Source organism: Vibrio sp. A1-1 (assembly GCF_021728175.1).
Taxonomy (GTDB): domain Bacteria; phylum Pseudomonadota; class Gammaproteobacteria; order Enterobacterales; family Vibrionaceae; genus Vibrio; species Vibrio diabolicus.
Window position 1 is genome coordinate 282087 of sequence record NZ_JAKKCL010000001.1, and the last position, 24720, is coordinate 306806.

The window sequence follows — 24720 nt, forward strand, 5'->3', positions numbered from 1 at the left end:
CACCTACGACTTGATGATCAGCTTGGCTGGCTTGCCACCCAACTTGTGCATGAGGTGATTAAAGGCTGAGCGAGAATCTAGTACGGCCCACTGATTACGGCCTTGTCTGTCTTTAAGGACTCCGAAATCAAACCCCACACCGATACAGCCCTGCAGTTGGTCAACACGGTTCGCAACATGGATAAGAATGTGAGTGCGCTGCGATGGCCCCCAGATAGTGACGCCTTGCTCTTCGCCATCAAGGGCGTAGCATTTGCCGAACTTAGGACTCTGGTGAGGCACCAGGTCGTAGTGACCATCAGGAATGCAAGAAATCATCGGCGCGTTGTCCTTCCACGGGCGCTCAATGGTTTTGCAGATTTCATTGCCAAACTCATCACACAGCACACCAAAGGTGCCGTGTTCAAAGCCTCGACGGTAAAGGACGATAGTTTGTGGGCTTTCAGGCATGCTCATATCCTCACGAATTGCATAGATTTCGTTGATTGTTATGAACATTTTGATTTGGGTTGGTGGGTAGCAGGAATTCACCCGCAACAATGGAGAGTTGAAAAAAGATCAGGTAAAAAAACGCCCCCAGAGTTGGAGGCGTTGATTATTCAAATAGGCTGAATTGGCGGCGCTGGATTTCTACTTGTCTCATCCTGGCAATGATTTCGTATATGGTTTTGCTGGTCAGGTGGTGGCGTTTGGCTAACTGGGGAACGTTGCGGCCATTGAACTCGTTGAAGATTTCCATATCACGGATTTGCTGCTTGAGTTTGTCACCGCGTGGCAAGTACACCTGCATGCCGCCCATGTACTCGCCAATTCTCATCACCACTTTTAGCGGTAAGTCAGGGGTTTCGATACCAGCTTGCTTGAGCTCGTTGGCAACCACACCATGCAGTTCCAATAGCATTGCAGGCCAAGCTGCACTGCCTTCTGGTAAGTCACCAATATGGTCTAGCACCTTGCTATCGATTTCTTCGTCACTGAACATTTCTCGTTGAGCCATCTTCACACCCTCCCACTTGATATGGGAAGTATGAAACAGTGAGAATGATCCTCAAGAGGAAGTTACCCGCGAAAAGATCGTCGAAGGTTATTTTAGTTAACCGTCTTTATCAGCCTTCTTGTCCTCAATAAGCTTCAGCTCGGATTTATCCTGAAGTTGGTGATATGACTCGTTGAGTTGCTTTATTGAATCTTCATCAAAAACTTCATCATTGCTGGCGAGACAGTGCATCGTTCCCCCTTGAGCATTGAACTTGTACATTTCTTTAATAGCACGAGCTAGTTCGTTCTTTGCTTCTGGGTTTTGAATGAGTTTTTTTTCCTGCAAAGTTTCTATAACCTTCTCAACAATCCGCTGTTCTTCTTTTTCTATGTTTTCTTTAGCTACAGCTACAAATTTGTCATAAAGGTCTTCTGGTACCGTGCCTCTGAGCCCTATGGCATGTTTTAATTTAATTGCTAGGTCAGTGATGGAAATAGCTAAGTCTGTAAACGCTTTTAAAGCTTCAAAAAGAACCTTCATAGCTTCCGCACCAACGACAAGATCTACAATAAAAGAGCCTCTATCCGCATTTACTACCTCAAAGGTTTCTGGCGCTTCTCCAACAGACATTGAAAAGCCCCTCGCGATCATATTCCAGCTCTTAGCCCAATGATTAAACTCAACTAGGTTATTTATGGATGCTTCATTGTGGAAAGTTATACGAGTTAGGACCTTCCCTTCAGGGACTTTTGTTGGGAATAAAATATCATTGTCAAACACCACTGGTAGTTGACCATGAATCTGATTCAATGCACTCCCAGCTTTTTGCAATACCTTAACGTAACTATCTAGTGTCGTAATGACGTGATTTGCATCGGCCTGAGTCATTGAAAACAATACTTCATAGTGGCGGACAGATCCTTCCATGAGTATTGAATTTAAATCTAAGTGAGTTAAGCAACGCCTTTGGTTAGCTGTTAGCCCTTGATAGTTTATACGTTCGAGAGAAGTAACGACTCCAGACAACCTTTCTTGCGCTACTTTATTTAACTCAGATGCCTTTGTCGCTTTAGTATTTTTTATTGCGGTTGACGCTTTAGACAATACGTTTGGTAAGTTCAACGGTTGAATGTAATCGGTAAACCATTTTGTTAGCGAATATAGTTCATCAATTTGCATGTTTTATTTAATCTCCATGTAGCTCTTTGAATAGACATAAAAGTGTTTAAGAGCCATTCATTAGTTTTCTAAACTGTAATCCCGCAACCCTTCAACGCAACAACCAAGGATTCATCCAACACATACTTTCCGGTTGTGCCTGAGTTTGTCACACCTTCAGTGCGGTAAATGATTGTCTTACCTTGCAGCATTTCATTGAGAATTGATCTGGCTTTGTCGCCAGTCGTCGCGGTATAGGGCTGCAACATTTGGTTAGTTGTCTGTTTTGAGGTTTCGATAGCGGACTTAACGATTTGTTGTTGGTCTTCAGGCAGGTTTTCGTAGTAACTGTTCATCTCTGAAAAGTCGATGCTCTTGTCTACTGGCGTCTCTGCATTGGTGATTGTCCAAGCTTTGTTGCTATCAATTCGCAGTTGTACCGTGCCAACCGGAACTTGGTATTTACCACCGCTCATAACACCAACTCGCAGTTCTCCATCCACTTGCTCAATAAATGGATACAGCTTACCAACCTCAGTGTAAACACTATTACCCGTATAGACAGAACCTACAGTCACTTTACAGCGAGATTCATCGGTAAACTCGTCAACTGAACTATCTGCGACCCAATGGACGCTTGGCGAAGTTGCACAGGCAGATAAGAATACAGGCAAAAGTAATATTGACTTTTTCATTAAAACACATCCATTTGAATAGTAACCAAATGCATAGTAACTGATTTGAACGTCACAATAGAACGTGTTCCAAGAAAACAAGAATTCAACCACAAAAAAACCACTCCGAAGAGTGGCTTGAGTAAAAGGTAGATGGATTTTTAAGGTTGCCAGTCAAGTTCTTTCAATCGACTCGCTATAGAGCTTTCTTTCCCTAACGGGTCTTGCCCTGCCTTGATCATGCGTTCGGCCTGTTCAAAGTACCAGGCAGATCCATCGTCGTTTGGCTGATTAACTTGCTGCCCTGTTTGCTTGCCATCTGGAGAGCCACCTAAACGCGTGGCTGCAGACTGATAGACCTGCTTTAAGTAGTTGTGGTTTGCCAAGGGTTTAGAATCGCTATAGCTACAACGCTTTTCATGAATCTTGCTGACGGTTTCCGCTAAGGCTGAAGCCAGGACATGATCGGCTCGGTACTTCTCCAAGACTTCTCGCAACAGCTTAACAGCTCGCGCATTGGATAAATCCTGCTTGGCCGGACGGAACAATCCCAAATAACTCAACATAGGTTTGGCGACAAAATCAGGCAACTTTGCCACCTCACCCAAAAGTTCTCGACCTGCATCATCCTGAACCAGCGCCTCTAAGTGCAAGTTGGCATGACAGACAGGACATCTCGATAACTTCATTCAACTTCCCCTGTACCTAATGATTTTATTCTTTTGGCCCTTGGTAATGGTGTGTTTCGCCAATCTCCACAATGCCGATCAAGGTAAGCTATCGCTTCTTCCTCCGTTTTACTGCCATGGGTTCGAACGTGCTTAATAAGCTCCTTGGCTTTGCGATTCAAATTGCTCACTCGGCCTCCTTGCGTACATTCAGCATCCAGTTGTAATGCTCGGCAATAGCGTCATAACCCATGGGTTTATTGGTGCGCTCATTCCACGGTACGGTCCAACCCTTGTCTTTCATCTCGTCAATCATGACGCGGCGGTGCCAGCGTTTAAGCGCTTCCAACACCTGTGTGGCTTGGTCTTCATCACACCAGGCAATGCAGTCCACTTTGTCTTTTTGATTTTTAAGAATGCGCTGAGTGTATTTATCCAGCGCACTTTCAGAGCGGTCACGAACAAAGCCATGGATTGCCATCGAGATCCAAATGGCACGGCATTTATCAATAATGGTGTTTTTAGACTTACCCGACTTAGGGCTTAAACGCTTTTTAAATGGTGTTTTACCTTTAGGTAAACTGCGTTTAAATCCTTTGGTCTCTAGTGCCGAAAGTACTTGTTCCAGCTCTTTGATGTTCATTTTGCTGCAAGAAGTTTTGCCCGTTTCGCTTTCCAGTAGTAAGCGATAAACATCATCTTCCATAGCCAGCTCGCGCTTGGCGACGTGGATGATTTGGATAAGGCGGTTGCGTTGGTTCATTTTCCCTCCCTGCGTGAGCGCCAAATCATGCGTCTAAGCACTCCATTGATATAATGTGACGCCTTTTGAGCAAGGTCATATTTTGCTCCGCGACGACGGTTTATATAAAAAGCGGTATTGAGGTATGGGTTTCGCTCTCTAGAGTCAATGACAACATGCCTTTCACTCCAAGGTTGGCTATTCGATTTGTACATCTACAAAGCCTCCTTATTCGCCTCAACAAGCTCCAAACCTTCTAGCTTTTTAAACTGACGGCAGAGAACAGAGGCTTTAGGGAAAGCTGGCTCATACCAGGTATGGCGGTCATATAAATCTGGCCAATCTTTTTTAACTCCACGCTTCCCCCAAATCTTCTCAATCTCTTTAATCTTTTTGGCCTTGAACTTAGCCATTGAACGCATTTTCCAAACTTCCGTGAGTATTGATGGGCGATCGTCTGTTTCTCTATCGATTGCCCCCCAAATAGGCTTGAAACTACCGTTGATATACACCACGAGCGCCGTTTGGCTCTCTGAGGTTCTTACTCGCTGAATAGATAACTCATAGCCTTTGTATTTGAACTTGATATAGACATAGTCATGAGTCATTTTATCTTCGAGCTCTTTCCATTGGTCTTTGGTGATGTTAGTCATCGTGTTCCGCCTCCACTGCCAATTTACAGCTTGGGCAGTAACTAAACCCTGTATCCCAATCAAAATCCCATCCTGAATGGTTTTCAGCTTGTTCAACTTGCATTACTGCGTCATCTGGGTGCTCCAGGCTTAAATCCAGCTCGTTAAAGCAACCGTTGCCATCGCATTCTAATTTCGCCTCTAACATAATAATCTCCTGAATTTTGGGTAAAAAAATCCCCGCGATAGCGGGGATATACATCTGTTGGCTACCGTTCTAAGTGCTCTATGGCATCACTGGTTGGGGCGGACCATCGCCCTTGCACCCATCGCAGGGCGGCTATCACACCATCTTCGTAGGTATCATCGGGGTATCCCGTTCCTTCGATTTCAATCAGTGTTTGCGCTAGGTCGATTTCTTTCTCGACGGCCTCTTGGTCATGAGGGCTGGTAAACTGTGTCATGCTGCCTCCTTCTCGTAACGCCAAGCCCATTTCTCGCAAAACTGAGAGCGGCTTTCTGCCCAGTGGCGGTTCTCTGGCTTAACTGCATAGCTTGCTGCTACCTGCCAGGCAAAAGCGGCGTCTTTGAGATAACCTACTCTTTCTAAACTGGCTGCATGCTCGGCAAAGTCTGGATAGCTACTTTTTTCCTTTATCATTGAGTCCTTCCTTAGAGTTTTGAGATATCGAGAGGAAACTGCTTGTACTGGCCGTTTTCCTGACGCTCATAAATACGCAGGTAAGCACTGGTTCCCGTGACTTGTACTGAATCGGCAATCGCTTCCATGGCTTCCATCCAGTCAGGCTCATCGATATTGAGTGAGCGTAAAGAGAGCACCGAGTTCAAATCAATGTGGCCTTGCTTATTAACTCGAAACGCATGCTCCACCAGCGCTTTAATATGATCATTTGCGCCTTCTGACCAACGGCTGATGCAGCTATCAATCTTGCTCTTCGCTACTTGAATACGCTCATCAAATACGCGGTGCTCACCCACAGCGCGCATCAGCTTGTACTTGCCATCAAACGACAGCAACGAAACGTTGCCTTTGGTACCGCCATACTTCACGTCGTATTCTTCTGCAGACAGGTCAACAAAATCACGAATCTGGCTCATTGCTATGGCTTTGAATTCAGCTAATGCTTGTTGAGCGGCCTTGGCCTTCTCCACGATTCCAGTGACCAAATCATCACGTAAGATATCAATATCTTTAACCTGTGATTCAGGCACTAACGTGCCGTTCGCTTTTAGGCGATAGCCTTCTGGTACTGCTACTTCTGACATTTGGTAATTCCTTGTGGTTTAGCGCATTCAGGAAGCGCAAGTAAGATTCTTTTGGTGAGCTTTTCAGCCAGTTGGTTAATGCCGCTGCAGTCACCTTCGTTGGTAATAACCGCGTAACGCACTTTGTCGTTTTCTGTATCCAGCGATACATCGATAACCACTTGGGCACTTAATGCAGTCGACATGGCAGATCTCCTTGCTTCCAGTTCACGGTGCAACCATCAACCTGCAGTGTGTAAACCGTGGAATAAACACCCTTTAAAAACTGTTTAATCTCGATGGCTCTAGCTTTCATTTCAGGCGTTGGCTGTTCGATATTAATAATCACGCCGCGTGGTGTTTTCATTGCTACTACTACTTTGCAACCGTAATGGCGGAGCTTCTTGATAACGTGGGAAGCCTGTCTTTCTTGGTTGCTGATTGTGTTCGTTGTAATGGTCATAAATCACCTTCCTTGTGAACCAGTTTCCTCCTTTATATAGGAGGAAGCTGATTCACTTCGGTTATTGTTTTGGCTATTTTTTATACTTCGCAGCCCAAAGTAGCTGGTTGTATTTGGCTGCAAGTTTTATTAACTCCGCCTCCAGCAGTTCGTTTAAGCGAAGCGAGTTGCCTTTTGCTTCTCTCTTCAAAAATGCCAATTGGTTATCCAGGTTGTAGATGTCGTTTTCTTCCGAAACTACGCTGATAGCTTTAGTGTTGGTGGTTTGCTCCAATTTCGAATGAGGACAACCTGAACGACAAGCCTTGTACAACCGTACTCGCTCCCTGTTGGACGAAGAAAACGGACGCTGCTGGTTATCTGCACACTCGTGTATTGGAATGTCACCTTTGACAGGACAAGTCACTGTCCGTGTCAGGTACATACCCTCAACTTTAATTCGGATATCCTCCACAGAACCTGGATAAACACCTCGAAGTGTTTGGCTGAGTTTAGATGTACTAATACCCAGCTCCTTAGCAACTTTGTTCTGAGAGTTACCAGGCTTTTCTATCTCTGCTTTTAACGCATCCAACCAAGTTTTTTCACTCATCAGGTTTCCTCCTGAAAAGGAAAGAAGCGCCCTTTAATCATCACTCCATCGGCCGTAATTTCTGGACATGCGCTACTCAAGTTAGCGTTCAAGCGGTAAAGCTCTCCGTCTGGGCCATTAACCTTGCGGATGATCTTCGCTTTCATCAACGGACGTAAAAAATTACGTCCTGTTGATAGAGCAGCTGAAGACGTCGCGCATAAGTCATGAAGAGAAAAGACTTTGAGCACTCGACATGAATTCCATAACCGTTGATTTACTTTGGGGCGATTCGGTCTTTTCTTTTTTAAGAACCGATTAGGAATTGGGCTAGGGTCGACAACGCGATATCGACTCTTTAAAAGGCTTGGCCCCTTATCCACCAACTCCACTCGCCCTAACTCAACTAGCATTGAAATAAGGCTCTTGGTTCTTGAATTGTTTAACTCTACTGCCTGCACTATCTGCATCCCGGTGAACTCCTTGCCACCGAACTGCTTGATATACGACCAAGCAAGCTGTCGCTCTGTCATAACACCCTCGCTAAGCTCTCATACCGTGGAAAGGCTGATCACCCCACGCATCGAGCGTGACAAGATCGAGGTCATTGGCGATTGCTAGAGATTCAATTTTTTGCAGACCAATAGTGATTCGACGTAGCTCACCACCAGTTGCCATGCGGAGGTGCTCTAATAAGTCATCCTCAACTTGAATATCATGCTCAAGCAGAGATTCAGCCATGGTTCTGACGTCACTAATGTCGGCTGGTTTGAATTCCACCCATTCAGAAATACGGTTGTAAAACTGTTTATGGCTGCTAATACGACGTGCAATTTGGTCCATCCCGATGAGGATAATTGGTACCTCAGTACCATCATATAAATCACGAATGGTTTCGAGCAGGCGCTTGTCATTCATCAAGTAATCCGCTTCATCAATGAACAAAGGGCGCTCGTGCATACTCATCTGCTCAATGATGAAGTCCACATTTTTGCTGATGCGATGCATTGGCTGTGCGCCAAGTTCTTCAACAATTCGTTGCAGCAAGCTGCTTGTCGAATCATGCGCTCGGGTACTGACATAAATGCCATTGACCTGATTGTAGAGGTAGGTTGTTGTTGTGGTCTTTCCTAGCCCGCTGGGTCCATGCAGCAAACCGATACCAGGAACGCCATATGAGCGTTGTAACAACATCTCTAATGCGATCTGTGTAGCAAGAAGGTTTTTAACTGGTGCAACTACTGGTTTCATTGCTAAACTCCTTTATAGCACTTTTAAGTTTTAACTTTTACTGACGGTGTTTATATGGCGCATCATGCTTGGCGGCGGTGCGCCATAATATTTTCAATAGCCTTGCGGCTGAATTTGTTCTCTGGGTTCTTCAAATACTTCGTTAAAAATTCCTCCTCTTTTTCAGTTAACTCACGTTCAAGAGATTGACTGGCAATGTATTTCGCCTTCTCATGAATGTTTCTGATTGCCATGCCTTTCTGTTCTCGAACCTGTTCTTCTTGTTGAATTAGGTGCTGCCTTGCTATCTCTAAGCGCTCCAGCTCATCTTCACTTCGAGAGGTGTCTTTTTGCTTAGCTTTGTTGGCTTTTGATAGTGCGCCTAATACTTGGTTGTCTACCGTTTCAGCTGGTAGATCCAACCCTGCCAGGTTGTTTTTGGCCTTATCAGCTGCCAGAGATTCAGCGTATTGAGTGTCAATGCCGAACTCACTTTGCAGGCGCTTAGCACTTTTTCGGAAGTTGCTAATTTCTTTGTTGAACTTCTTACGAGCTGCTCTGAACTTCTCAGGTGAGATGCTCTTACCGACCAACTCATCGTTAACCGCTTCAACGTAAGTACCGATGTCTTCCAACGAGTAAAGGGTTGCGGAGCCAACATCAGATGGGTCCAAAAATACGCGTACTTTTTTGCGGTCCCAGTCTGGATTCATTAGCTCTGGAGCTGTGTACCTAACTGACTGTGCTTTCACACCACCGCGTATTACGGTTGCTTCACCAACAAAGTTGAGTAGAAGGTCGATACTGTGCGGGTCTGACAGTTTTCTTGGCTTGTAGCCACTAGATACATAACGGTTAAATGGCGTATCACCTTTAAGCCCTTCGTGCGCCGTGTGGTTGTATCGATGCTCTAGCCAATCGTTCATGACCTCTTCTAATTGAGCAGGGGTTAATGCCAACTCTAACGCTTCTTTTTGTAGCTTCTTCTTGCCTTCACCAATTCTCTGAGCAAAAGCTTTTGCCGCTTCAATTTGCTGTCTATCAGAGACACTGTGACCAATGTAGCCAGGCAGTAACTCAAACAGAGCGCGGCTTAACGTCCCGAAAAATCGCTCGACATATGGCTTTTCCCAACCAGAGAACGGATTAGCTCTCGACTGATCCAAATCCAGCATCTGCATTACGGTACTAACTCGATTCGAAACGTAGTCAGACCCGTTATCGGTACGAGCTACACCACCAGGGTTAAGGATGCCCCAATCGAGGATACATTTACGCAGTAGCAGACAAATGCCTTCTGACGATGATGTAGGAGCAAGCAATAGTTTCACTCTGCGGCTGTAGACATCGATCGCAGCAATGATGCTGTGTCTAACCAGCTTGCCATCCACGTTTAACTGAACGTCTGTTGGCGTACTATCGAACTCCCAGCAATCGTTAGGTGCTGAGATCCATGGGTACATTTTCCCGTATAGAGGTCGATGCTTGTTGTTGTATGCGTCGGGGTTGGTCAAGTTGGTAAACTTCGCCCCATTACCTGCAAGCCACTTATCTCGCCAACGGCAAACAGAGCTGGCCGAGGGAATATTCCAATGCGGGAACGCAGACGACTTTTCCTTTAGCATTCTGTGCATCACATTTGGTCGCTTCGCTAAGTGAGGCTTGTTAGTAATCAGCGCAATTAGGTAATTTTGAATTTCTGGTTGTTGCTCGATAAGCCCTGATTTTTTATTGGACTCATACTTACCAGCTAAACGTGCAATACCTTCCTGCTCTAACTGCTTTTTCCAACGGCGCAACGTACTGAAACTGACTTGAGATACCTCTCTTAGAACCCAGTTATCCAGCTCAAGCAGACCGCTGTTGTATGCATTAACGAACTCGTGCTCTCCAGCAACTAAGTTGTTGGCCAGTTTGAATGGTTCCAGAAACATCGCTCTCAACTCTACAATCCGTGCTCTGGCGTTAGCTCGGTTCTGCTGAGACTCAGGTAAGCTATTTAAGGCAATAGCTGACTTCATTCTCGCTTGACGAGTCGAAGCAAAAGACTGCTTTTCACCACCTTCGAATAATGCAACGTCTTTTACGGCTTCTTGCGTGGCTTTATCAGACTTAGCCAACTTAGAAACCATCATTTTTTGCAGGTAAGATCTTGTTTCTAGCGGTAGTGAAGATATGTGATATTCACTGCCCTTACCCTTGGTACGCTTCTGAGATTTCCATAGCTCCTTCTGTGCTTTTGTTCTTACATTCCTATCGGTACTAGGTAACCCTGGCAGCCCAGCTAGCTCAGTTGGAGTAAACCATTCCTTATTCATGTGGACCTCCAACCAAATCATGCCCAATCGTTTCAGACAGCTTTTTCATAATATCCATGTAAATTCTGCCCTTAATTTTCTTTTGGGATTCCGGTGCATGTATTTGAATACACTTCTGCACCGTCCTAGGCGAGTAACCCTGCTCGATAGCCCAACTGCGACAGCTATAACCTTTGCGGATTAAAGCTGCATGTATGTCTCTTGCAGTGACTATATCCATGCTTTCAGTTACACTCTTGTTCTCGTTCGCACTGCGAACTCTTAATTAAAACGAACCACAGTACGCACTGCGCACTGTGGTAATGACAATAGTGCGTACTGGAGTTAATTTCAACACCAAAGTACGCATCCGTTTCAATTAATGCGATCTTTAGCTATTAAAGAAATATATATCTTTGATTTGATTGGATATTTTTAAAAACGGATCTTCAAATGACAAAACGGATCGATGATCCGATTCAGCCAGAAGGAATCGGATCGGTAGCTGTACGCCTGGAACAATTGATTGGCGAAGAAAGCTTACGCCAGTTCGCAAAGCGTACTGAAGTAACAGAAGGAGCTTTAAGAAAGATACTTAAAGGCTCGATACCCAACCTAGAAACAGCATTTAAGATAGCCTCAGCCTGTGGTGTATCTATTGATTGGTTGGCAACAGGCAAAGAAAGCAGTCAAGATGGCAAAGTAGCTGACGCTACTCCTGCTAAACCTTCTCCTATCAATCCAGTAGAAGTGTTTGAAGAAGAGTTTTGCTTAGTCCCAGGCTTCCATATCCAAGTTTCAGCTGGTAATGGGTGTGATGCATTTGACCAGGAACCTAAGCGCTGGCTGGCTTTCAGAAAGAAATACCTTAAGTTCAAGAGATTAAACCCTGAGCGCTGTGCTGTTGTGTTCGTGAGAGGCGACTCAATGGCCGACACGATCACTGACAACGACTCATTGTTGGTTGATAGGGATTCAACAACCCCTATTGACGGCAAAATATACGTGGTTCGCCTGGGTGATGAGCTTTATGCCAAAAGAATTCAGAAGAGCTATGACGGTTCACTGACTCTTATCAGTGACAACAAGGACTACGCGCCAATCGAAGTACCAAAAGACAAGCTAGATCAGTTGTGCATAGTCGGCCGTGTGGTTCAGAGAGCTACAGACATTTAAATGAGCTTTAAACGCCAAATCGGATGCTCTTTATCAATTTGAGCGTTTTCTCATTTTTTGCGCTAACTAGGAAAATTTCAGCAGATTTTTTTCATTTCTAGTGGATTTTGTTTTTTCGAGCTGATAGTATCCTCAGCCGTTGAAAGACGTGGCCTTCCGACTTATTTCGGCCAAATCCTATCTATTCCTTATGTTTTTCATATTAGATGGTAGGTTACATTTGGCTGCTCGGTAAGATTCGTCCCGCTTTCAAGCAAAGCAATTCCTCCTTAGCTCAGTTGGTAGAGCGACGGACTGTTAATCCGCAGGTCGCTGGTTCGAGCCCAGCAGGAGGAGCCAAATTCCAGAAAAGTCGTGTCGCAAGACACGGCTTTTTTCGTTTTGAAATCAAAAACTTCTTTCACCATCAATATCTCAAGTGACGACTTAAAATTACTCGCTAAATGTAATTCCCGCCTTCTGAGCAAAAGATTCTTTGAGGAAAGACAGCACCAGCGTCTTTGTAAAATCCATTCAGCAAACTGTTCAATTTCTTATTAATTCATCAAAATACCTCACATAGACGACTATTTTTCCATCGTGTATGTAAAACCACATCGTTCACTGGTTGTTATTGGTGTCACAAAACACGATAATATCAAGATCGGATTTTAAGAACGTAATAACTATGACCGAATATATTTTGTTGTTGGTCGGCACTGTGCTGGTGAACAACTTTGTACTAGTGAAGTTTTTGGGCCTCTGTCCTTTTATGGGGGTGTCCAAAAAACTGGAAACAGCAATAGGTATGGGCTTAGCGACAACTTTTGTGCTAACGCTCGCGTCAGTGTGTGCGTATTTAGTGGAAAGCTACATTCTTCGTCCACTGGGTATTGAGTACCTTCGAACCATGAGTTTTATTTTGGTGATAGCCGTTGTGGTGCAGTTCACCGAAATGGTTGTGCACAAAACAAGTCCAACACTTTATCGCTTGCTTGGTATTTTCTTACCGCTGATCACTACAAACTGCGCGGTATTAGGCGTCGCGCTTCTTAATATTAATGAGAACCATAACTTTATCGAATCGATTATCTACGGCTTCGGCGCCGCTGTTGGTTTCTCATTGGTGTTGATACTTTTTGCATCCATGCGTGAGCGCATAGCTGCCGCCGACGTACCAGTGCCTTTTAAAGGTGCATCGATTGCAATGATTACAGCGGGTTTAATGTCACTAGCCTTTATGGGCTTTACAGGTTTGGTGAAGTAAACAATGAGTACGATTTTAATTGCGATCATCGCGTTAGCGGTTCTTGCTGCGATTTTCGGCGCGATACTTGGTTTTGCTTCTATTCGCTTCAAAGTCGAGGCAGACCCAATTGTGGATCAAATCGACGCAATCTTACCTCAAACTCAATGCGGTCAATGTGGCTATCCTGGTTGCCGCCCTTATGCTGAAGCGATTGCAAATGGCGACCACATCAACAAATGTCCACCTGGCGGTCAGGCAACAATCGAAAAGCTCGCCGACTTAATGGGTGTTGAGCCAGAAGAATCTGCGCACGATCTCGACAGCAAAATTCCAACCGTTGCGTTTATCCATGAAGATATGTGCATTGGCTGTACTAAGTGTATTCAAGCGTGTCCAGTGGATGCAATTGTAGGCGGAACCAAAGCGGTTCATACCGTAATTAAAGACGAATGTACGGGGTGTGACTTATGTGTTGCACCATGTCCAACTGATTGTATTGAAATGATTCCTGTGGCAACCACCACGGAAAGCTGGAAGTGGCAACTTAACTCCATTCCAGTACTCAACATTACGGATGCTGCCGACGATGCAGCGAACGTGAAAGATTCAATTAAGTAAGGTTTCGCATGTTGTCTTTGATTGAACAAATTCGTACAGGCTCGCTTTGGGATTTCCCTGGTGGTGTGCATCCGGCAGAAAACAAAAAGCAGTCCAACAAAACTGAGCTCGTTCACGCGGCTATCCCATCAGAAATTGTATTACCGCTAAAACAGCACATTGGTAAGGCTGGTAACTTATTGGTTGCCGAAGGTGACCACGTATTAAAAGGCCAGCCATTAACGCAATCCGAAACTGGTTTTACCGTTCCAGTGCATGCACCTACATCGGGTACGATCACCGCCATTGAGCCTAGAACCGTTGCTCACCCTTCAGGTCTGAGTGAACTCTGTGCGGTCATTACACCTGATGGTAACGATACATGGTGTGACAGAAAACCCGTCGCGGATTACAAACAAGAAACACCTGACGCACTGATCGATATTATTCGTCTCGCAGGCATTTCTGGTATGGGTGGCGCAGGTTTCCCTACCGCAAAAAAAATCCAATCAGGTTTTGCTCGCACAGAGATTCTTATCGTCAACGCAGCTGAGTGTGAGCCATACATCACATCAGATGACAAGCTCATGCAAGAGCATGCCGAAGAGCTCATCCAAGGTATCGAGATTGTCGAACATATCCTGACACCAAAGCTCACGATTATTGGTATTGAAGATAACAAACCAGAGGCAATCAAAGCGTTAGAAGCTGCGGCTCTAAACAAAGATATCGTCATTCGCGTTATCCCGACTAAATACCCTTCTGGTGGTGAAAAACAGCTGATCAAAATTTTGACCAATAAAGAAGTACCAAGCGGCGCAATCCCAGCCGATATTGGTATTTTGGTTCAAAATGTCGGTTCTCTTTACTCAATCAAACGCGCAATCATCGATGGTGAACCGATGATAAAACGCGTGGTGACTCTCACCGGTAAAACATTCAAACAACCACGCAATGTTTGGGCATTATTAGGTACACCAGTACAGGCTTTATTGGATGAGTTTGGCTATAAAGCCGATAAAAAGTTACAACGTTTAATCATGGGTGGACCAATGATGGGCTTCACCCTTCCCCACTCTCAAGTGCCGATTACCAAGACAGCAAACTGTATCCTTGCTCCGACTCGTCGTGAGATCTCTCCGCACCAACATGAGATGGAATGTATTCGCTGTAGCCAATGTGCTGAAGCTTGCCCGGCTTCACTGCTACCTCAGCAACTGCAATGGCATGCAAAAGCTGAAGAGTATGAGAAACTCGAAGAACTAAACTTAAAGGATTGTATCGAGTGCGGTGCTTGTGCGTTTGTGTGTCCAAGTGAAATTCCTCTCGTACAGTACTACCGCCAAGCAAAAGCGGAAATTCGCACCAGAGCACAAGAAGCGGAAGCTGCAGAGCGAGCGAAGCTGCGTTTTGAAGAGAAGAAAGCGCGTATGGAGCGCGAAAAAGCAGAACGTGAAAATCGCTTTAAGAAAGCAGCCGATCAGCGCCGTAAAGACATGAAATCTTCTGGTGGTGATGATGCGATTGCAGCAGCGATCGCACGAGTGAAAGCTCAGAAGACAGAAACAACAGAAAAAGCAGAGCCAGCCGTGAAACCTGCCGTCGCTGCAGCCATTGCCAAAGCGAAGGCAAAACAGGCCGCAGCCGCTAAAGCAGGCTCTAGTGAACCTGATAACTCAGAAATGGCAAAACTGCGCGAAGAACGCAAACGTCTAGCCCGCGAACGTAAAGCACAAAAAGAACAAGGCGAAACGCCAGACAACAACGCTGATGATAAGAAATCGGCAGTTGCAGCAGCCATCGCCCGAGCTAAAGCGAAAAAAACTCAACAAGAAGAACCAACCGAAACGTTAGAAGCTCAAGCGTCTGCTGAGCAAACCGACGATCCGAAGAAAGCCGCGGTTGCTGCTGCCATTGCACGTGCCAAAGCACGTAAAGCGAAACAAGCAGACTCAACTGAAGCGGAAGAAGCTGAAGCACCTGCCGAGCAAACCGACGATCCGAAAAAAGCCGCCGTGGCTGCTGCGATTGCACGTGCCAAAGCGCGTAAAGCTAAGCAAGAAACGCAAACAGAGCCTGTTGAAGAAGCAACTTCCGAAGAACCAGAAGTGGATCCGAAGAAAGCCGCGGTTGCCGCAGCAATTGCGCGCGCGAAGGCTCGTAAAGCGCAACAAGCAGACTCAACTGAAGCGAAAGAAGCTGAAGCACCTGCCGAGCAAACCGAAGATCCGAAAAAAGCGGCTGTCGCTGCGGCTATTGCGCGTGCCAAAGCGCGTAAAGCTAAGCAAGAAGAACCAGCCGAAACGGTAGAAGCTGAAACGCCTGCTGAACAAACTGAAGATCCGAAAAAAGCGGCTGTCGCTGCTGCTATTGCGCGCGCGAAGGCTCGCAAAGCGCAGCAAGAAGCTAATAAAAATAATACTGAGGAGAACGAGTAGTGTCGTTTTTTATTGCCAGTTCACCGCATACCCACAGCCGTCGTAGTACACCTGACTTAATGAAATGGGTGGCACTTTGTGCTCTCCCAGGTTTAGCGGCTCAGACCTACTTCTTTGGGTGGGGAACTCTTATTCAGCTGATTTTTGCCATCGCAGTCGCTGTATCACTTGAAGCCTTAGTTATGGTCTTCCGTAAACGTTCGCCGATGCGAGCACTACGTGATAACAGTGCGATCGTTACCGCTTGGTTATTAGCCGTGGCTATCCCACCATGGTCTCCGTGGTGGATTATGGTGATCGGACTTATTTTCGCGATCGTAATCGCTAAACACCTATATGGTGGCCTTGGTCAAAACTTATTCAATCCTGCCATGGTCGCTTATGTGGTCTTGTTGATCTCATTCCCAGTGCAAATGACGAGTTGGAGTGCCCCGACGTCACTCATACCTGATCACGTAAATTTTGCAGATACACTCTCTTTAATTTTTACGGGCTATGATTACGACGGCTTATCGCTTCAGCAAGTTCGAACGGGGGTTGACGGTGTGACAATGGCGACGCCACTTGATGCATTTAAGACCGGCATTCATACAGGTGCAACCCCAAGCGAAGTACTGTCGCAGCCAATATTCGATGGCTTAGCTGGCATTGGTTGGCAATGGGTAAATCTTGCCTACTTACTTGGTGGTTTAGTGATGATCAAAAAACGCATCATCCAATGGTATATCCCCGTAGGTTTCCTAGCGAGCCTGACGCTATTTAGCGTCGTGTTCAGCTTGCTGACCCCAGGGGAAACTGCGTCGCCAATCTTCCACTTGTTATCAGGTGCAACCATGCTTGGCGCATTCTTTATTGCAACCGATCCCGTGTCGGCGTCTACCACCGTTAAAGGACGTTTGATCTTTGGCGCGCTTATTGGTGCTTTGGTCTTTATCATTCGCAGTTGGGGCGGCTTCCCTGATGGTGTTGCATTCGCAGTGTTACTTGCAAATATGTGTGTGCCACTGATCGATTACTACACCAAACCTAGAACTTACGGTCACTGAGGTAAACATGTTAACCGCTATTAGAAAAAATGGTCTGACACTTGCGATCTTTGCCTGTGCAACAACCGGATTAGTCGCCTTTACTCAGTACCTAACAAAAGACCAAATCAAGATACAAGAACAACAACAACTGCTTTCTGTTTTGAATCAAGTCATTCCAGAAAACATGCATGACAACGCACTCACGCAAGCCTGCACTATGGTCACGTCACCAGAACTGGGGACATTACGTGCGATGCCAGCCTACCTCGCCACGAAGAATGGTGAACCGACAGCAATCGCAATAGAATCCATCGCGCCAGATGGCTACAATGGTGAGATAAAAGTTATTACTGGGATTGACAATCAGGGCAATATTTTGGGGACACGCGTCTTAAGCCATCAAGAAACCCCTGGCCTGGGCGACAAAATTGATCTTCGTGTCACCGACTGGATCCTGAGCTTTACGGGCAAACAAGTCACGGAAAGTAACTGGAACTCATGGAAAGTTCGTAAAGATGGTGGTGATTTCGATCAATTTACTGGTGCAACGATCACGCCTAGAGCCGTCGTAAAAGTGGTGCGAAATACCGTTAACTACGTAAACCAATCTCGTGAAGACATTCTTAGCCAGCCTTTGGGCTGTGAAGGAGAGCAGTAATGAGTGAAAATAAATTGCTGATGAAAAACGGTATGTGGAGCAATAACCCTGCTCTCGTACAGCTGCTGGGTCTGTGTCCACTACTAGCGGTTTCTTCCACGATAACCAATGCCTTAGGTCTTGGTATTGCAACCTTATTAGTGCTGGTCGGCTCCAACGTCACGGTTTCTCTTATTCGTAATTACGTACCAAAAGAGATCCGCATTCCTGTGTTCGTGATGATCATTGCCTCTCTCGTTACCTGTGTTCAGTTATTGATGAATGCCTATGCGTATGGTTTATACCTATCTCTTGGTATCTTTATTCCTCTGATTGTAACCAACTGCATCATTATTGGTCGAGCTGAAGCATATGCTTCAAAAAATGATGTTGCGCCTGCAGCATTAGACGGTTTATGGATGGGGCTTGGTATGACAAGCGTTTTGGTCGTGCTAGGTGCCATGCGTGAGTTAATTGGTAATGGCACACTATTCGACGGGGCAGATCTGCTATTAGGAGACTGGGCATCCGCTCTCCGCATTCAAGTTTTCCAATTTGACAACAGCTTTCTGCTAGCGCTTCTTCCACCCGGTGCATTTATCGGTGTTGGTCTGTTGATAGCGCTTAAAAATGTCATCGATAATTCAGTCCAGGCACGTCAACCAAAAGAAGAAAAACCAACCATAGAACGTGCTCGCGTCACCAACGCATAACAAAATAAGGCTCTGTCATAGGAGCCTTTTTCATAAACCGCAGAGACGGTATTGGAAGTCAGCAATGAACAAAATAAAAAGAATCGAAATTCTTGAGCGATTACGAGAAAACAATCCGAATCCTCAAACTGAGCTTAACTGGAGCTCCCCTTTTGAACTGCTAATCGCGGTATTACTATCAGCGCAAGCAACCGATGTAAGTGTCAATAAAGCCACCGACAAGCTTTTCCCTGTCGCTAATACACCGAAAAGTATTCTCGATTTGGGAGTTGATGGCTTAAAAGAATACATAAAGACCATCGGTTTATTTAACTCAAAAGCAGAAAACACTATCAAGACTTGTAAGATCTTGTTGGAAAAACACAATGGTGAAGTTCCTGAAGATCGTGCAGCGTTAGAAGCGCTACCAGGCGTAGGTCGCAAGACCGCAAACGTCGTGCTCAACACCGCTTTTGGTTGGCCAACCATTGCCGTCGATACGCACATTTATCGCGTGTCGAATCGTACTAAGTTTGCAATGGGCAAAACGGTTGATGATGTCGAGCAAAAGCTATTAAAAGTTGTGCCAAAAGAGTTCAAACTCGATGTGCACCACTGGCTCATTCTTCATGGCCGCTACACGTGCTTGGCGAGAAAGCCTCGCTGCGGTAGCTGTATTATTGAAGATTTGTGCGAATATAAAGAGAAAGTATATCCAGATAGCTAACGCTATTTGAAAATCAAAGCTAGGAGCAAAAAATGTCAAATGGTCGAATTCTCCACACTATGCTTCGCGTAGGTGATCTAGACAAATCCATCAAGTTTTACACTGAAGTTATGGGCATGCAGTTGCTTCGTACGAACGAGAATAAAGAGTACGAATACACACTGGCGTTTCTTGGCTACGGTGACGAATCCCAAGGTGCTGTGATCGAGCTAACTTACAACTGGGGTAAAACTGAATATGACCTAGGTACTGCTTTTGGTCATATCGCCATTGGTGTTGATGATATCTACACAACTTGCGACGCTATCAAAGCGGCGGGCGGTAATGTGACGCGTGAACCAGGTCCAGTAAAAGGCGGAAGCACGCACATTGCATTCGTAAAAGACCCAGATGGTTATATGATTGAGCTTATCCAAAACAAGCAAGCTTCAGCAGGTCTTGAAGGCTAAGCGGCACTTCTAATAATCACTTGTACTGCAAGTTGAACATCGATTACAGGCAGGTCTGCGATCTGCCTGTTCTTTTATAAACAAAACACTTTACTTGATAATAATTATCGTTTAGATTTATTCGCAACTTCGATATGCGGGATTACGATAATGATCAGTGAATGGGAAAAACACACACTTCTAGCCGATACGGCACTTCAACTAGATGACCCTGTTCGCAGCATTCTTCATTACCAGCAAGCCCTAAGCCTGAGTGAAGATATTAGCGAATGTGTGGAAATTGAAGCAGACGAGCGATTATTAATTTCTGTGATTTCTTGTCATAACTTAGCTCAGTTCTGGCGTTGGGCCGGAGACACTGACTATGAACTCAAATACCTTCAGCTGGCTTCAGAGAAAGTCTTAACACTCATCCCACAATGCCCAAATAAAGAATGTGCAAGCTTTATCGACTCAATAGGATGTTGCACTAAAGCATTAATAGACTTCATGAAACGTCACCCTAATCCGGCTATTGCCAAACAGGTTGAAAAAATCGATACCGCAACCAATTGCGAAGTCATTGCCAAATTCCGATTAAACTAACATCCAAATTATACAGCCGGAATCACCGAAAGGTACTTGGCAAAATCCCATTAAAATATTATTAACAACGTCAGTAAATCAAAAACGCCGAAGCTTTGAGCTTCGGCGTTTTTATATGCATTAGACTTGGGTTCGCCCTAGAGATATTACGACTCGGCGGTTTTTGTCTTTTCCTATTGGCGAACCGTTATCAGCAATAGGACGACGCTTGCCGTACCCTTGCACTTGAATTCGATCTTCCGGTAGCCCTAGAGACTGAAAATAATCACGAAGTGACTCTGCACGTCGCTCAGATAAACTTTGACTCGCACTTTTGCCATCGGTTGAATCGGTGTACGTCGCCACCAGCACGAGATCGATATCTTGATTATGTCGGATATAATCTGCAATTTGTGATAAACGCTTTTTGGAAGCCTTGGTTAACTGATCGCCTTGTCTTTCGTAGTGCAAAATCGTAAAAGCAATGTCTTCAAAACTGTATTTCAATAAATTGGAAATACAGTCGCTAAACGCGTTGTACTTATTTTGAAACAGCACGGATGACAATGCGACTTCAATTCTCTGATCTCGGCTCTGCCAATCCTGATAACTAAAGGTCGGATAACGCCCTTTTTCCAGCTCAGACAAAATGCCCCATGCTGTTTGCCCTCCGACATAACCATCAAACTGTTTAAAAAACTTTAGGTTTGTAATTCGATCGGCGTGTTCACCTGGTCGCCAAGGTGGCGGCATAGAGATGAGACTGACGTTACGTGTTTCTCCCATCGGACGACGCATTTTTAACTCAAAGTCTAAATTGATTTTTTTATTCGCACGAGATGAAAATACCGCATCTCCAAAACTTGGAATAGGGTGAACAAGTTGGCATTCTAACGGTGTGTTGACCACCATTTCCCATTGAGATTGCTGTGGAGTGGCAACATAACGTTTGCCCATCACAGCAAAACTGCTTGTGCTAAACAACGAAAATACAACGCCACTAGTAATCAGCCATTTCTTCATCTAAGTACTGTCTCTTAAACGGCAGTCTGTTGCCGTCAATTTGAATCAATAAAACCACTTCACCTGGCATGCAAAAACCTCGCCAACGTGCGAAATATCGTGATATTACGATTAACGTTAATCATGGTAACTCAATCACCCGAAATGCGATCGAGCGTATTGATGAGATGCAAAATAGAATTCCGTTTTTCTCCTAAATTGCGGTTTTTCTCGTCGGTATAATCTGCAATAATGCAGCCTTCGTCACACAAAAATAAGCCGACATGACAATAGAAAATGAAGCTCTGACCTTGAAAAAACGCTTTCGTGGTTATTTCCCTGTGGTAGTAGACGTTGAGACCGCAGGTTTCAATGCTCAAACTGATGCACTTTTAGAAATTTGCGCCGTTACGTTAAAAATGGACGAAGATGGCGTGTTGCATCCAGCCTCCACCATTCATTTTCATGTTGAGCCATTTGAGGGCGCTAACTTAGAAAAAGAAGCGCTAGAATTCAATGGTATTCGTGACCCATATAGCCCTCTTCGTGGTGCAGTTTCTGAGCAAGAAGCGTTAAAAGAGATTTATAAACTTATTCGCAAAGAACAAAAAGCCGCAGATTGCTCGCGCGCAATTATGGTTGCCCATAACGCAGCATTCGACTTAGGTTTTGTAAATGCAGCCAATGAGCGCTGTAAACTAAAAAGAGTCCCTTTTCATCCCTTTGCTACTTTTGACACGGCAACATTGAGTGGCCTTGCTTATGGTCAAACGGTTCTCGCGAAAGCATGCAAAACGGCCGGGATGGAATTCGATAATCGTGAAGCACACTCAGCGCTTTACGATACACAAAAAACAGCAGAATTATTCTGCGGTATTGTCAACAAATGGAAGGCCCTCGGCGGTTGGCCGCTTGCTGACGAAGAATAATAAGTAAACACAACATATTAGGAAAAGTATGAATCCTGTCGTTATATCAGTGTGCGTCATGCTCGTGTTAGCATTGATGCGCGTAAACGTGGTGGTTGCCCTCACGTTTAGTGCCATCGTTGGTGGCCTTGTCGCAGGCATGAGCCTTGGAGACACAGTTGCCGCGTTCGAAAGTGGTTTAGGTGGCGGTGCGACTATCGCTCTAAGCTACGCAATGTTAGGTACTTTCGCCGTTGCCATCTCTAAATCTGGCATCACGGACCTACTGGCAAAAAGTGTTATCAAGCGCTTAAATGGTAAAGAAAACTCGGCGTCAACTACCGGGTTAAAGTACGCGGTGTTAGTCGCGCTCGTTCTTGTCACTATGTCATCTCAGAACGTAATTCCGGTCCATATCGCCTTTATTCCAATTTTGATTCCACCTCTTTTGGGCGTATTTGCGAAACTTAAGCTCGATCGACGTTTGGTTGCGTGTGTTCTTACCTTTGGTTTGATCACACCTTACATGATCTTACCTGTTGGTTTCGGCGGTATTTTCTTAAACAACATTCTATTAAAGAACCTACATGACAACGGTTTGGAAAACGTGGTTGCAAGCCAAGTTCCAACTGCAATGTTACTGCCAGGTGCTGGTATGTTGTTTGGTCTATTGCTGGCAATCTTTGTTAGCTACCGTAAACCACGCATCTACGAAGAAACGGAGTTGACTGTCGTTCACGAGACAGATCATGCTATCAATAAAAAGCACATCTTGGTGGCCGCTCTTGGTATTGTCGCCGCATTGGGTGTTCAGCTTTACACTGGCTCAATGATTATTGGTGCTCTAGCTGGCTTTATGGTGTTTACTTTTGGCGGTGTGATTGCCTGGAAAGAAACGCACGATGTCTTCACAAAAGGCGTGCATATGATGGCTATGATTGGTTTCATCATGATCGCTGCCGCAGGTTTTGCTGCGGTAATGAAGCAAACAGGTGGCGTTGAGACATTAGTACAGTCTCTCTCTACCAGCATTGGTGATAATAAGCCGCTTGCAGCACTACTGATGCTGATCGTTGGCCTGCTAGTAACAATGGGCATTGGTTCATCGTTTTCAACCATTCCAATCTTGGCGACAATCTACGTTCCACTCGCGTTGGCATTTGGTTTTTCGCCAATGGCAACAATCGCGCTAGTTGGTACTGCTGCCGCTTTGGGTGATGCTGGTTCTCCAGCGTCCGACTCGACATTAGGCCCTACATCTGGTCTAAATGCCGACGGTCAGCATGAGCACATTTGGGAAACGGTTGTTCCAACCTTTATCCACTACAACATTCCACTGATCATCTTTGGTTGGATTGCTGCAATGGTGCTTTAGTACCTTTGTTTGATGGATATACTTAGTTACGAAAAAGCCGCTCATTGAGCGGCTTTTTGTTATTTGAAATCGCGATTATTGCGCTGGCATATTGTCAATAATACGCTCACGTATCAGTTTCAAGGTAGGCTCTGTTGACAGATAATCCACGGCAATCGGGAAATAAGCGTCGTTAATTTGAAGAACCAAGCTAGGGTAAGAATCCACGCCTAGGCTCTTTGCAAGACTCAGTTGATCTTGGAACACACCTTCTAAGAAAGAGCCGTCCATATCGTTCTTGAACTGCTGAACATTCAAACCAGTTTCTTTAGCTAGCTGCAAGTGAGTCGCTTCTTCATGAGGAGGCATCGCACGTAAGTAATACGCATGTTGAATCGCTTCTAGCATCTGCTCATAAGAATCTTGAAAGCCCGCTGCGATAACTGCGCGACAAGATTGGTAAGTGCTTCTTACTGGCGTACAAAGCTTCCAGAAATCGTAGTTAAACTTGGTGCCCAACTGACGCTCAATCTGCTTCCAAATACCTTCGAGTTTTTGTTGCATCTCTGGTGGCATCGGCAAACTAGTATCTGGCGCAAGACCACCCACCACATACTCAAACTGAATAACGCCTGGCAGTTGCTGTTTCAATTTATCAAGCGTCGGTTTGTAACCCCAACACCAACTGCACATTGGGTCATGCACGTAGTAAAGCTTTATGTTCATTCCACTAACCTAAAAAGAAAAAGGAGCCAGTACGGCTCCTTCGTATTCTATCGCTAAATGTGAGTATTTACGAATTACTCAGCTTGATCTTCAGCGCGCGCTGCAGCTTCTTTGATTAGAGGCTGAAGTTCACCTTTTTGGAACATTTCTAGAATGATGTCGCAACCGCCGATAAGCTCGCCTTCAACCCATAGTTGAGGGAATGTTGGCCATTGTGCGTACTTTGGTAGCTCAGCACGAATATCTGGGTTTTGCAGAATGTCTACGTAAGCGAACTTCTCACCACATGCCATTAGAGCCTGTGACGCTTGAGAAGAGAAACCACAGCTTGGCAGTTTCGGTGATCCTTTCATGTACAGCAGGATTGAGTTTTCAGAGATCTGCTGTTTGATTTTGTCGATAGTTTCCATCGCTTCCTCATTCATGGGTTTGAACTTTGTTTATTTGCCACATTCTACTCAATAACGACAGAATAAAAACCATATAATTAATAAGGCTTAAATTCAGGTTGCTT

Annotated in this window: 33 protein-coding genes and 1 tRNA gene; 14 read left to right on the forward strand and 20 right to left on the reverse strand. The window is 45.1% G+C overall.

What is annotated here, in order from left to right:
• Positions 1 to 3: 3 nt before the first annotated feature.
• The 17 genes from L3V30_RS01280 to L3V30_RS01360 form a co-directional block, all read right to left on the reverse strand.
• The gene (locus L3V30_RS01280) at positions 4 to 450 is read right to left on the reverse strand and encodes a DUF5675 family protein (RefSeq protein WP_237308136.1); all 447 of its coding nucleotides are present in this window, start codon (positions 448 to 450) and stop codon (positions 4 to 6) included.
• A gap of 145 nt (positions 451 to 595) precedes the next feature.
• Positions 596 to 997, reverse strand: coding sequence for a Mor transcription activator family protein (locus L3V30_RS01285; RefSeq protein WP_237308137.1), 402 nt, complete (start codon positions 995 to 997; stop codon positions 596 to 598).
• A gap of 96 nt (positions 998 to 1093) precedes the next feature.
• Positions 1094 to 2158 carry a hypothetical protein gene (locus L3V30_RS01290; protein WP_237308138.1) on the reverse strand — a complete coding sequence of 355 codons (1065 nt, stop codon included), beginning with the start codon at positions 2156 to 2158 and terminating at the stop codon, positions 1094 to 1096.
• A 68-nt stretch (positions 2159 to 2226) separates the two neighbouring features.
• Positions 2227 to 2832 (reverse strand): hypothetical protein, encoded by a 606-nt coding sequence (locus tag L3V30_RS01295; protein WP_237308139.1) that lies wholly within the window; start codon positions 2830 to 2832, stop codon positions 2227 to 2229.
• 140 nt (positions 2833 to 2972) lie between these two features.
• Positions 2973 to 3500, reverse strand: coding sequence for a hypothetical protein (locus L3V30_RS01300; protein ID WP_237308140.1), 528 nt, complete (start codon positions 3498 to 3500; stop codon positions 2973 to 2975).
• 166 nt (positions 3501 to 3666) lie between these two features.
• Positions 3667 to 4242 (reverse strand): regulatory protein GemA, encoded by a 576-nt coding sequence (locus tag L3V30_RS01305; protein WP_237308141.1) that lies wholly within the window; start codon positions 4240 to 4242, stop codon positions 3667 to 3669.
• Positions 4243 to 4436: 194 nt separating this feature from the next.
• On the reverse strand, positions 4437 to 4874 hold the full coding sequence (locus L3V30_RS01310) for a hypothetical protein (RefSeq protein WP_237308142.1): 438 nt from the start codon (positions 4872 to 4874) through the stop codon (positions 4437 to 4439).
• Positions 4867 to 5061: a hypothetical protein gene (locus L3V30_RS01315; RefSeq protein ID WP_237308143.1), complete on the reverse strand. Its 195-nt coding sequence runs from the start codon at positions 5059 to 5061 to the stop codon at positions 4867 to 4869. The genes L3V30_RS01310 and L3V30_RS01315 overlap by 8 nt, the downstream gene beginning before the upstream one ends.
• Before the next feature lie 61 nt (positions 5062 to 5122).
• A complete protein-coding gene (locus L3V30_RS01320) occupies positions 5123 to 5317 on the reverse strand; it encodes a hypothetical protein (RefSeq protein WP_115206381.1) in 195 nt (64 codons plus the stop codon).
• Positions 5314 to 5514, reverse strand: a complete 201-nt coding sequence (locus L3V30_RS01325; RefSeq protein WP_115206382.1) for an ANR family transcriptional regulator — start codon at positions 5512 to 5514, stop codon at positions 5314 to 5316. The genes L3V30_RS01320 and L3V30_RS01325 overlap by 4 nt, the downstream gene beginning before the upstream one ends.
• Before the next feature lie 11 nt (positions 5515 to 5525).
• Positions 5526 to 6140, reverse strand: a complete 615-nt coding sequence (locus L3V30_RS01330; protein ID WP_025636975.1) for a DUF3164 family protein — start codon at positions 6138 to 6140, stop codon at positions 5526 to 5528.
• Positions 6128 to 6325, reverse strand: coding sequence for a hypothetical protein (locus L3V30_RS01335; RefSeq protein ID WP_025636974.1), 198 nt, complete (start codon positions 6323 to 6325; stop codon positions 6128 to 6130). The genes L3V30_RS01330 and L3V30_RS01335 overlap by 13 nt, the downstream gene beginning before the upstream one ends.
• Positions 6310 to 6582, reverse strand: coding sequence for a hypothetical protein (locus tag L3V30_RS01340; protein ID WP_025636973.1), 273 nt, complete (start codon positions 6580 to 6582; stop codon positions 6310 to 6312). Before L3V30_RS01340 ends, L3V30_RS01335 begins: the two co-directional genes overlap by 16 nt.
• Positions 6583 to 6655: 73 nt before the next feature.
• Positions 6656 to 7174, reverse strand: a complete 519-nt coding sequence (locus tag L3V30_RS01345; RefSeq protein WP_212577563.1) for a helix-turn-helix transcriptional regulator — start codon at positions 7172 to 7174, stop codon at positions 6656 to 6658.
• Positions 7174 to 7686, reverse strand: coding sequence for a hypothetical protein (locus L3V30_RS01350; protein ID WP_169636991.1), 513 nt, complete (start codon positions 7684 to 7686; stop codon positions 7174 to 7176). Before L3V30_RS01350 ends, L3V30_RS01345 begins: the two co-directional genes overlap by 1 nt.
• A gap of 10 nt (positions 7687 to 7696) precedes the next feature.
• A complete protein-coding gene (locus L3V30_RS01355) occupies positions 7697 to 8404 on the reverse strand; it encodes an ATP-binding protein (protein WP_153645786.1) in 708 nt (235 codons plus the stop codon).
• A 62-nt stretch (positions 8405 to 8466) separates the two neighbouring features.
• The gene (locus tag L3V30_RS01360; RefSeq protein ID WP_237308144.1) at positions 8467 to 10701 is read right to left on the reverse strand and encodes a DNA-binding protein; all 2235 of its coding nucleotides are present in this window, start codon (positions 10699 to 10701) and stop codon (positions 8467 to 8469) included.
• Between the two features lie 432 nt (positions 10702 to 11133).
• On the opposite strand from L3V30_RS01360, the gene L3V30_RS01365 reads away from it, so the two are divergent.
• The 11 genes from L3V30_RS01365 (at position 11134) to L3V30_RS01415 (ending at position 20237) form a co-directional block, all read left to right on the forward strand.
• Entirely contained in the window at positions 11134 to 11856 is a 723-nt protein-coding gene (locus L3V30_RS01365; protein ID WP_237308146.1) for a helix-turn-helix transcriptional regulator, read from the forward strand.
• A 263-nt stretch (positions 11857 to 12119) separates the two neighbouring features.
• Positions 12120 to 12195 (forward strand) — tRNA-Asn (locus tag L3V30_RS01370).
• A gap of 328 nt (positions 12196 to 12523) precedes the next feature.
• Positions 12524 to 13102 (forward strand): electron transport complex subunit RsxA, encoded by a 579-nt coding sequence (gene rsxA, locus L3V30_RS01375; protein ID WP_042523119.1) that lies wholly within the window; start codon positions 12524 to 12526, stop codon positions 13100 to 13102.
• A 3-nt stretch (positions 13103 to 13105) separates the two neighbouring features.
• Positions 13106 to 13702, forward strand: a complete 597-nt coding sequence (gene rsxB, locus L3V30_RS01380) for an electron transport complex subunit RsxB (protein ID WP_005396655.1) — start codon at positions 13106 to 13108, stop codon at positions 13700 to 13702.
• Between the two features lie 8 nt (positions 13703 to 13710).
• Positions 13711 to 16119, forward strand: coding sequence for an electron transport complex subunit RsxC (rsxC, locus tag L3V30_RS01385; protein ID WP_237308148.1), 2409 nt, complete (start codon positions 13711 to 13713; stop codon positions 16117 to 16119).
• Entirely contained in the window at positions 16119 to 17165 is a 1047-nt protein-coding gene (rsxD, locus tag L3V30_RS01390) for an electron transport complex subunit RsxD (RefSeq protein ID WP_047010069.1), read from the forward strand. The genes rsxC and rsxD overlap by 1 nt, the downstream gene beginning before the upstream one ends.
• A 7-nt stretch (positions 17166 to 17172) precedes the next feature.
• Positions 17173 to 17805, forward strand: a complete 633-nt coding sequence (gene rsxG, locus L3V30_RS01395) for an electron transport complex subunit RsxG (RefSeq protein WP_006743364.1) — start codon at positions 17173 to 17175, stop codon at positions 17803 to 17805.
• The gene (locus tag L3V30_RS01400) at positions 17805 to 18497 is read left to right on the forward strand and encodes an electron transport complex subunit E (RefSeq protein WP_005396543.1); all 693 of its coding nucleotides are present in this window, start codon (positions 17805 to 17807) and stop codon (positions 18495 to 18497) included. The genes rsxG and L3V30_RS01400 overlap by 1 nt, the downstream gene beginning before the upstream one ends.
• Before the next feature lie 64 nt (positions 18498 to 18561).
• Positions 18562 to 19203, forward strand: coding sequence for an endonuclease III (gene nth, locus L3V30_RS01405; RefSeq protein WP_005396542.1), 642 nt, complete (start codon positions 18562 to 18564; stop codon positions 19201 to 19203).
• A gap of 32 nt (positions 19204 to 19235) precedes the next feature.
• Entirely contained in the window at positions 19236 to 19652 is a 417-nt protein-coding gene (gene gloA, locus L3V30_RS01410; RefSeq protein WP_005380739.1) for a lactoylglutathione lyase, read from the forward strand.
• A gap of 150 nt (positions 19653 to 19802) precedes the next feature.
• The gene (locus L3V30_RS01415) at positions 19803 to 20237 is read left to right on the forward strand and encodes a DUF2753 domain-containing protein (protein ID WP_005384886.1); all 435 of its coding nucleotides are present in this window, start codon (positions 19803 to 19805) and stop codon (positions 20235 to 20237) included.
• A 120-nt stretch (positions 20238 to 20357) separates the two neighbouring features.
• Here the strand turns inward: L3V30_RS01415 and L3V30_RS01420 are convergent, their stop codons facing one another.
• A complete protein-coding gene (locus L3V30_RS01420; protein ID WP_012841571.1) occupies positions 20358 to 21239 on the reverse strand; it encodes an OmpA family protein in 882 nt (293 codons plus the stop codon).
• Positions 21240 to 21307: 68 nt separating this feature from the next.
• Here L3V30_RS01420 and L3V30_RS23940 point away from each other — a divergent pair, with 68 nt between their 5' ends.
• From L3V30_RS23940 to L3V30_RS01430, 3 genes are all read left to right on the forward strand, one after another.
• On the forward strand, positions 21308 to 21436 hold the full coding sequence (locus tag L3V30_RS23940) for a hypothetical protein (RefSeq protein ID WP_012841570.1): 129 nt from the start codon (positions 21308 to 21310) through the stop codon (positions 21434 to 21436).
• Between the two features lie 66 nt (positions 21437 to 21502).
• The gene (gene rnt, locus L3V30_RS01425; RefSeq protein WP_005396536.1) at positions 21503 to 22147 is read left to right on the forward strand and encodes a ribonuclease T; all 645 of its coding nucleotides are present in this window, start codon (positions 21503 to 21505) and stop codon (positions 22145 to 22147) included.
• Between the two features lie 28 nt (positions 22148 to 22175).
• Positions 22176 to 23501: a Na+/H+ antiporter family protein gene (locus L3V30_RS01430; RefSeq protein WP_005396535.1), complete on the forward strand. Its 1326-nt coding sequence runs from the start codon at positions 22176 to 22178 to the stop codon at positions 23499 to 23501.
• A gap of 75 nt (positions 23502 to 23576) precedes the next feature.
• Here L3V30_RS01430 and L3V30_RS01435 read toward each other — a convergent pair whose 3' ends face one another.
• Both L3V30_RS01435 and L3V30_RS01440 read right to left on the reverse strand, forming a co-directional pair.
• Positions 23577 to 24206, reverse strand: a complete 630-nt coding sequence (locus L3V30_RS01435; RefSeq protein ID WP_237308150.1) for a DsbA family protein — start codon at positions 24204 to 24206, stop codon at positions 23577 to 23579.
• A gap of 74 nt (positions 24207 to 24280) precedes the next feature.
• Positions 24281 to 24616 (reverse strand): Grx4 family monothiol glutaredoxin, encoded by a 336-nt coding sequence (locus L3V30_RS01440; RefSeq protein WP_017635833.1) that lies wholly within the window; start codon positions 24614 to 24616, stop codon positions 24281 to 24283.
• Positions 24617 to 24720 lie beyond the last annotated feature (104 nt).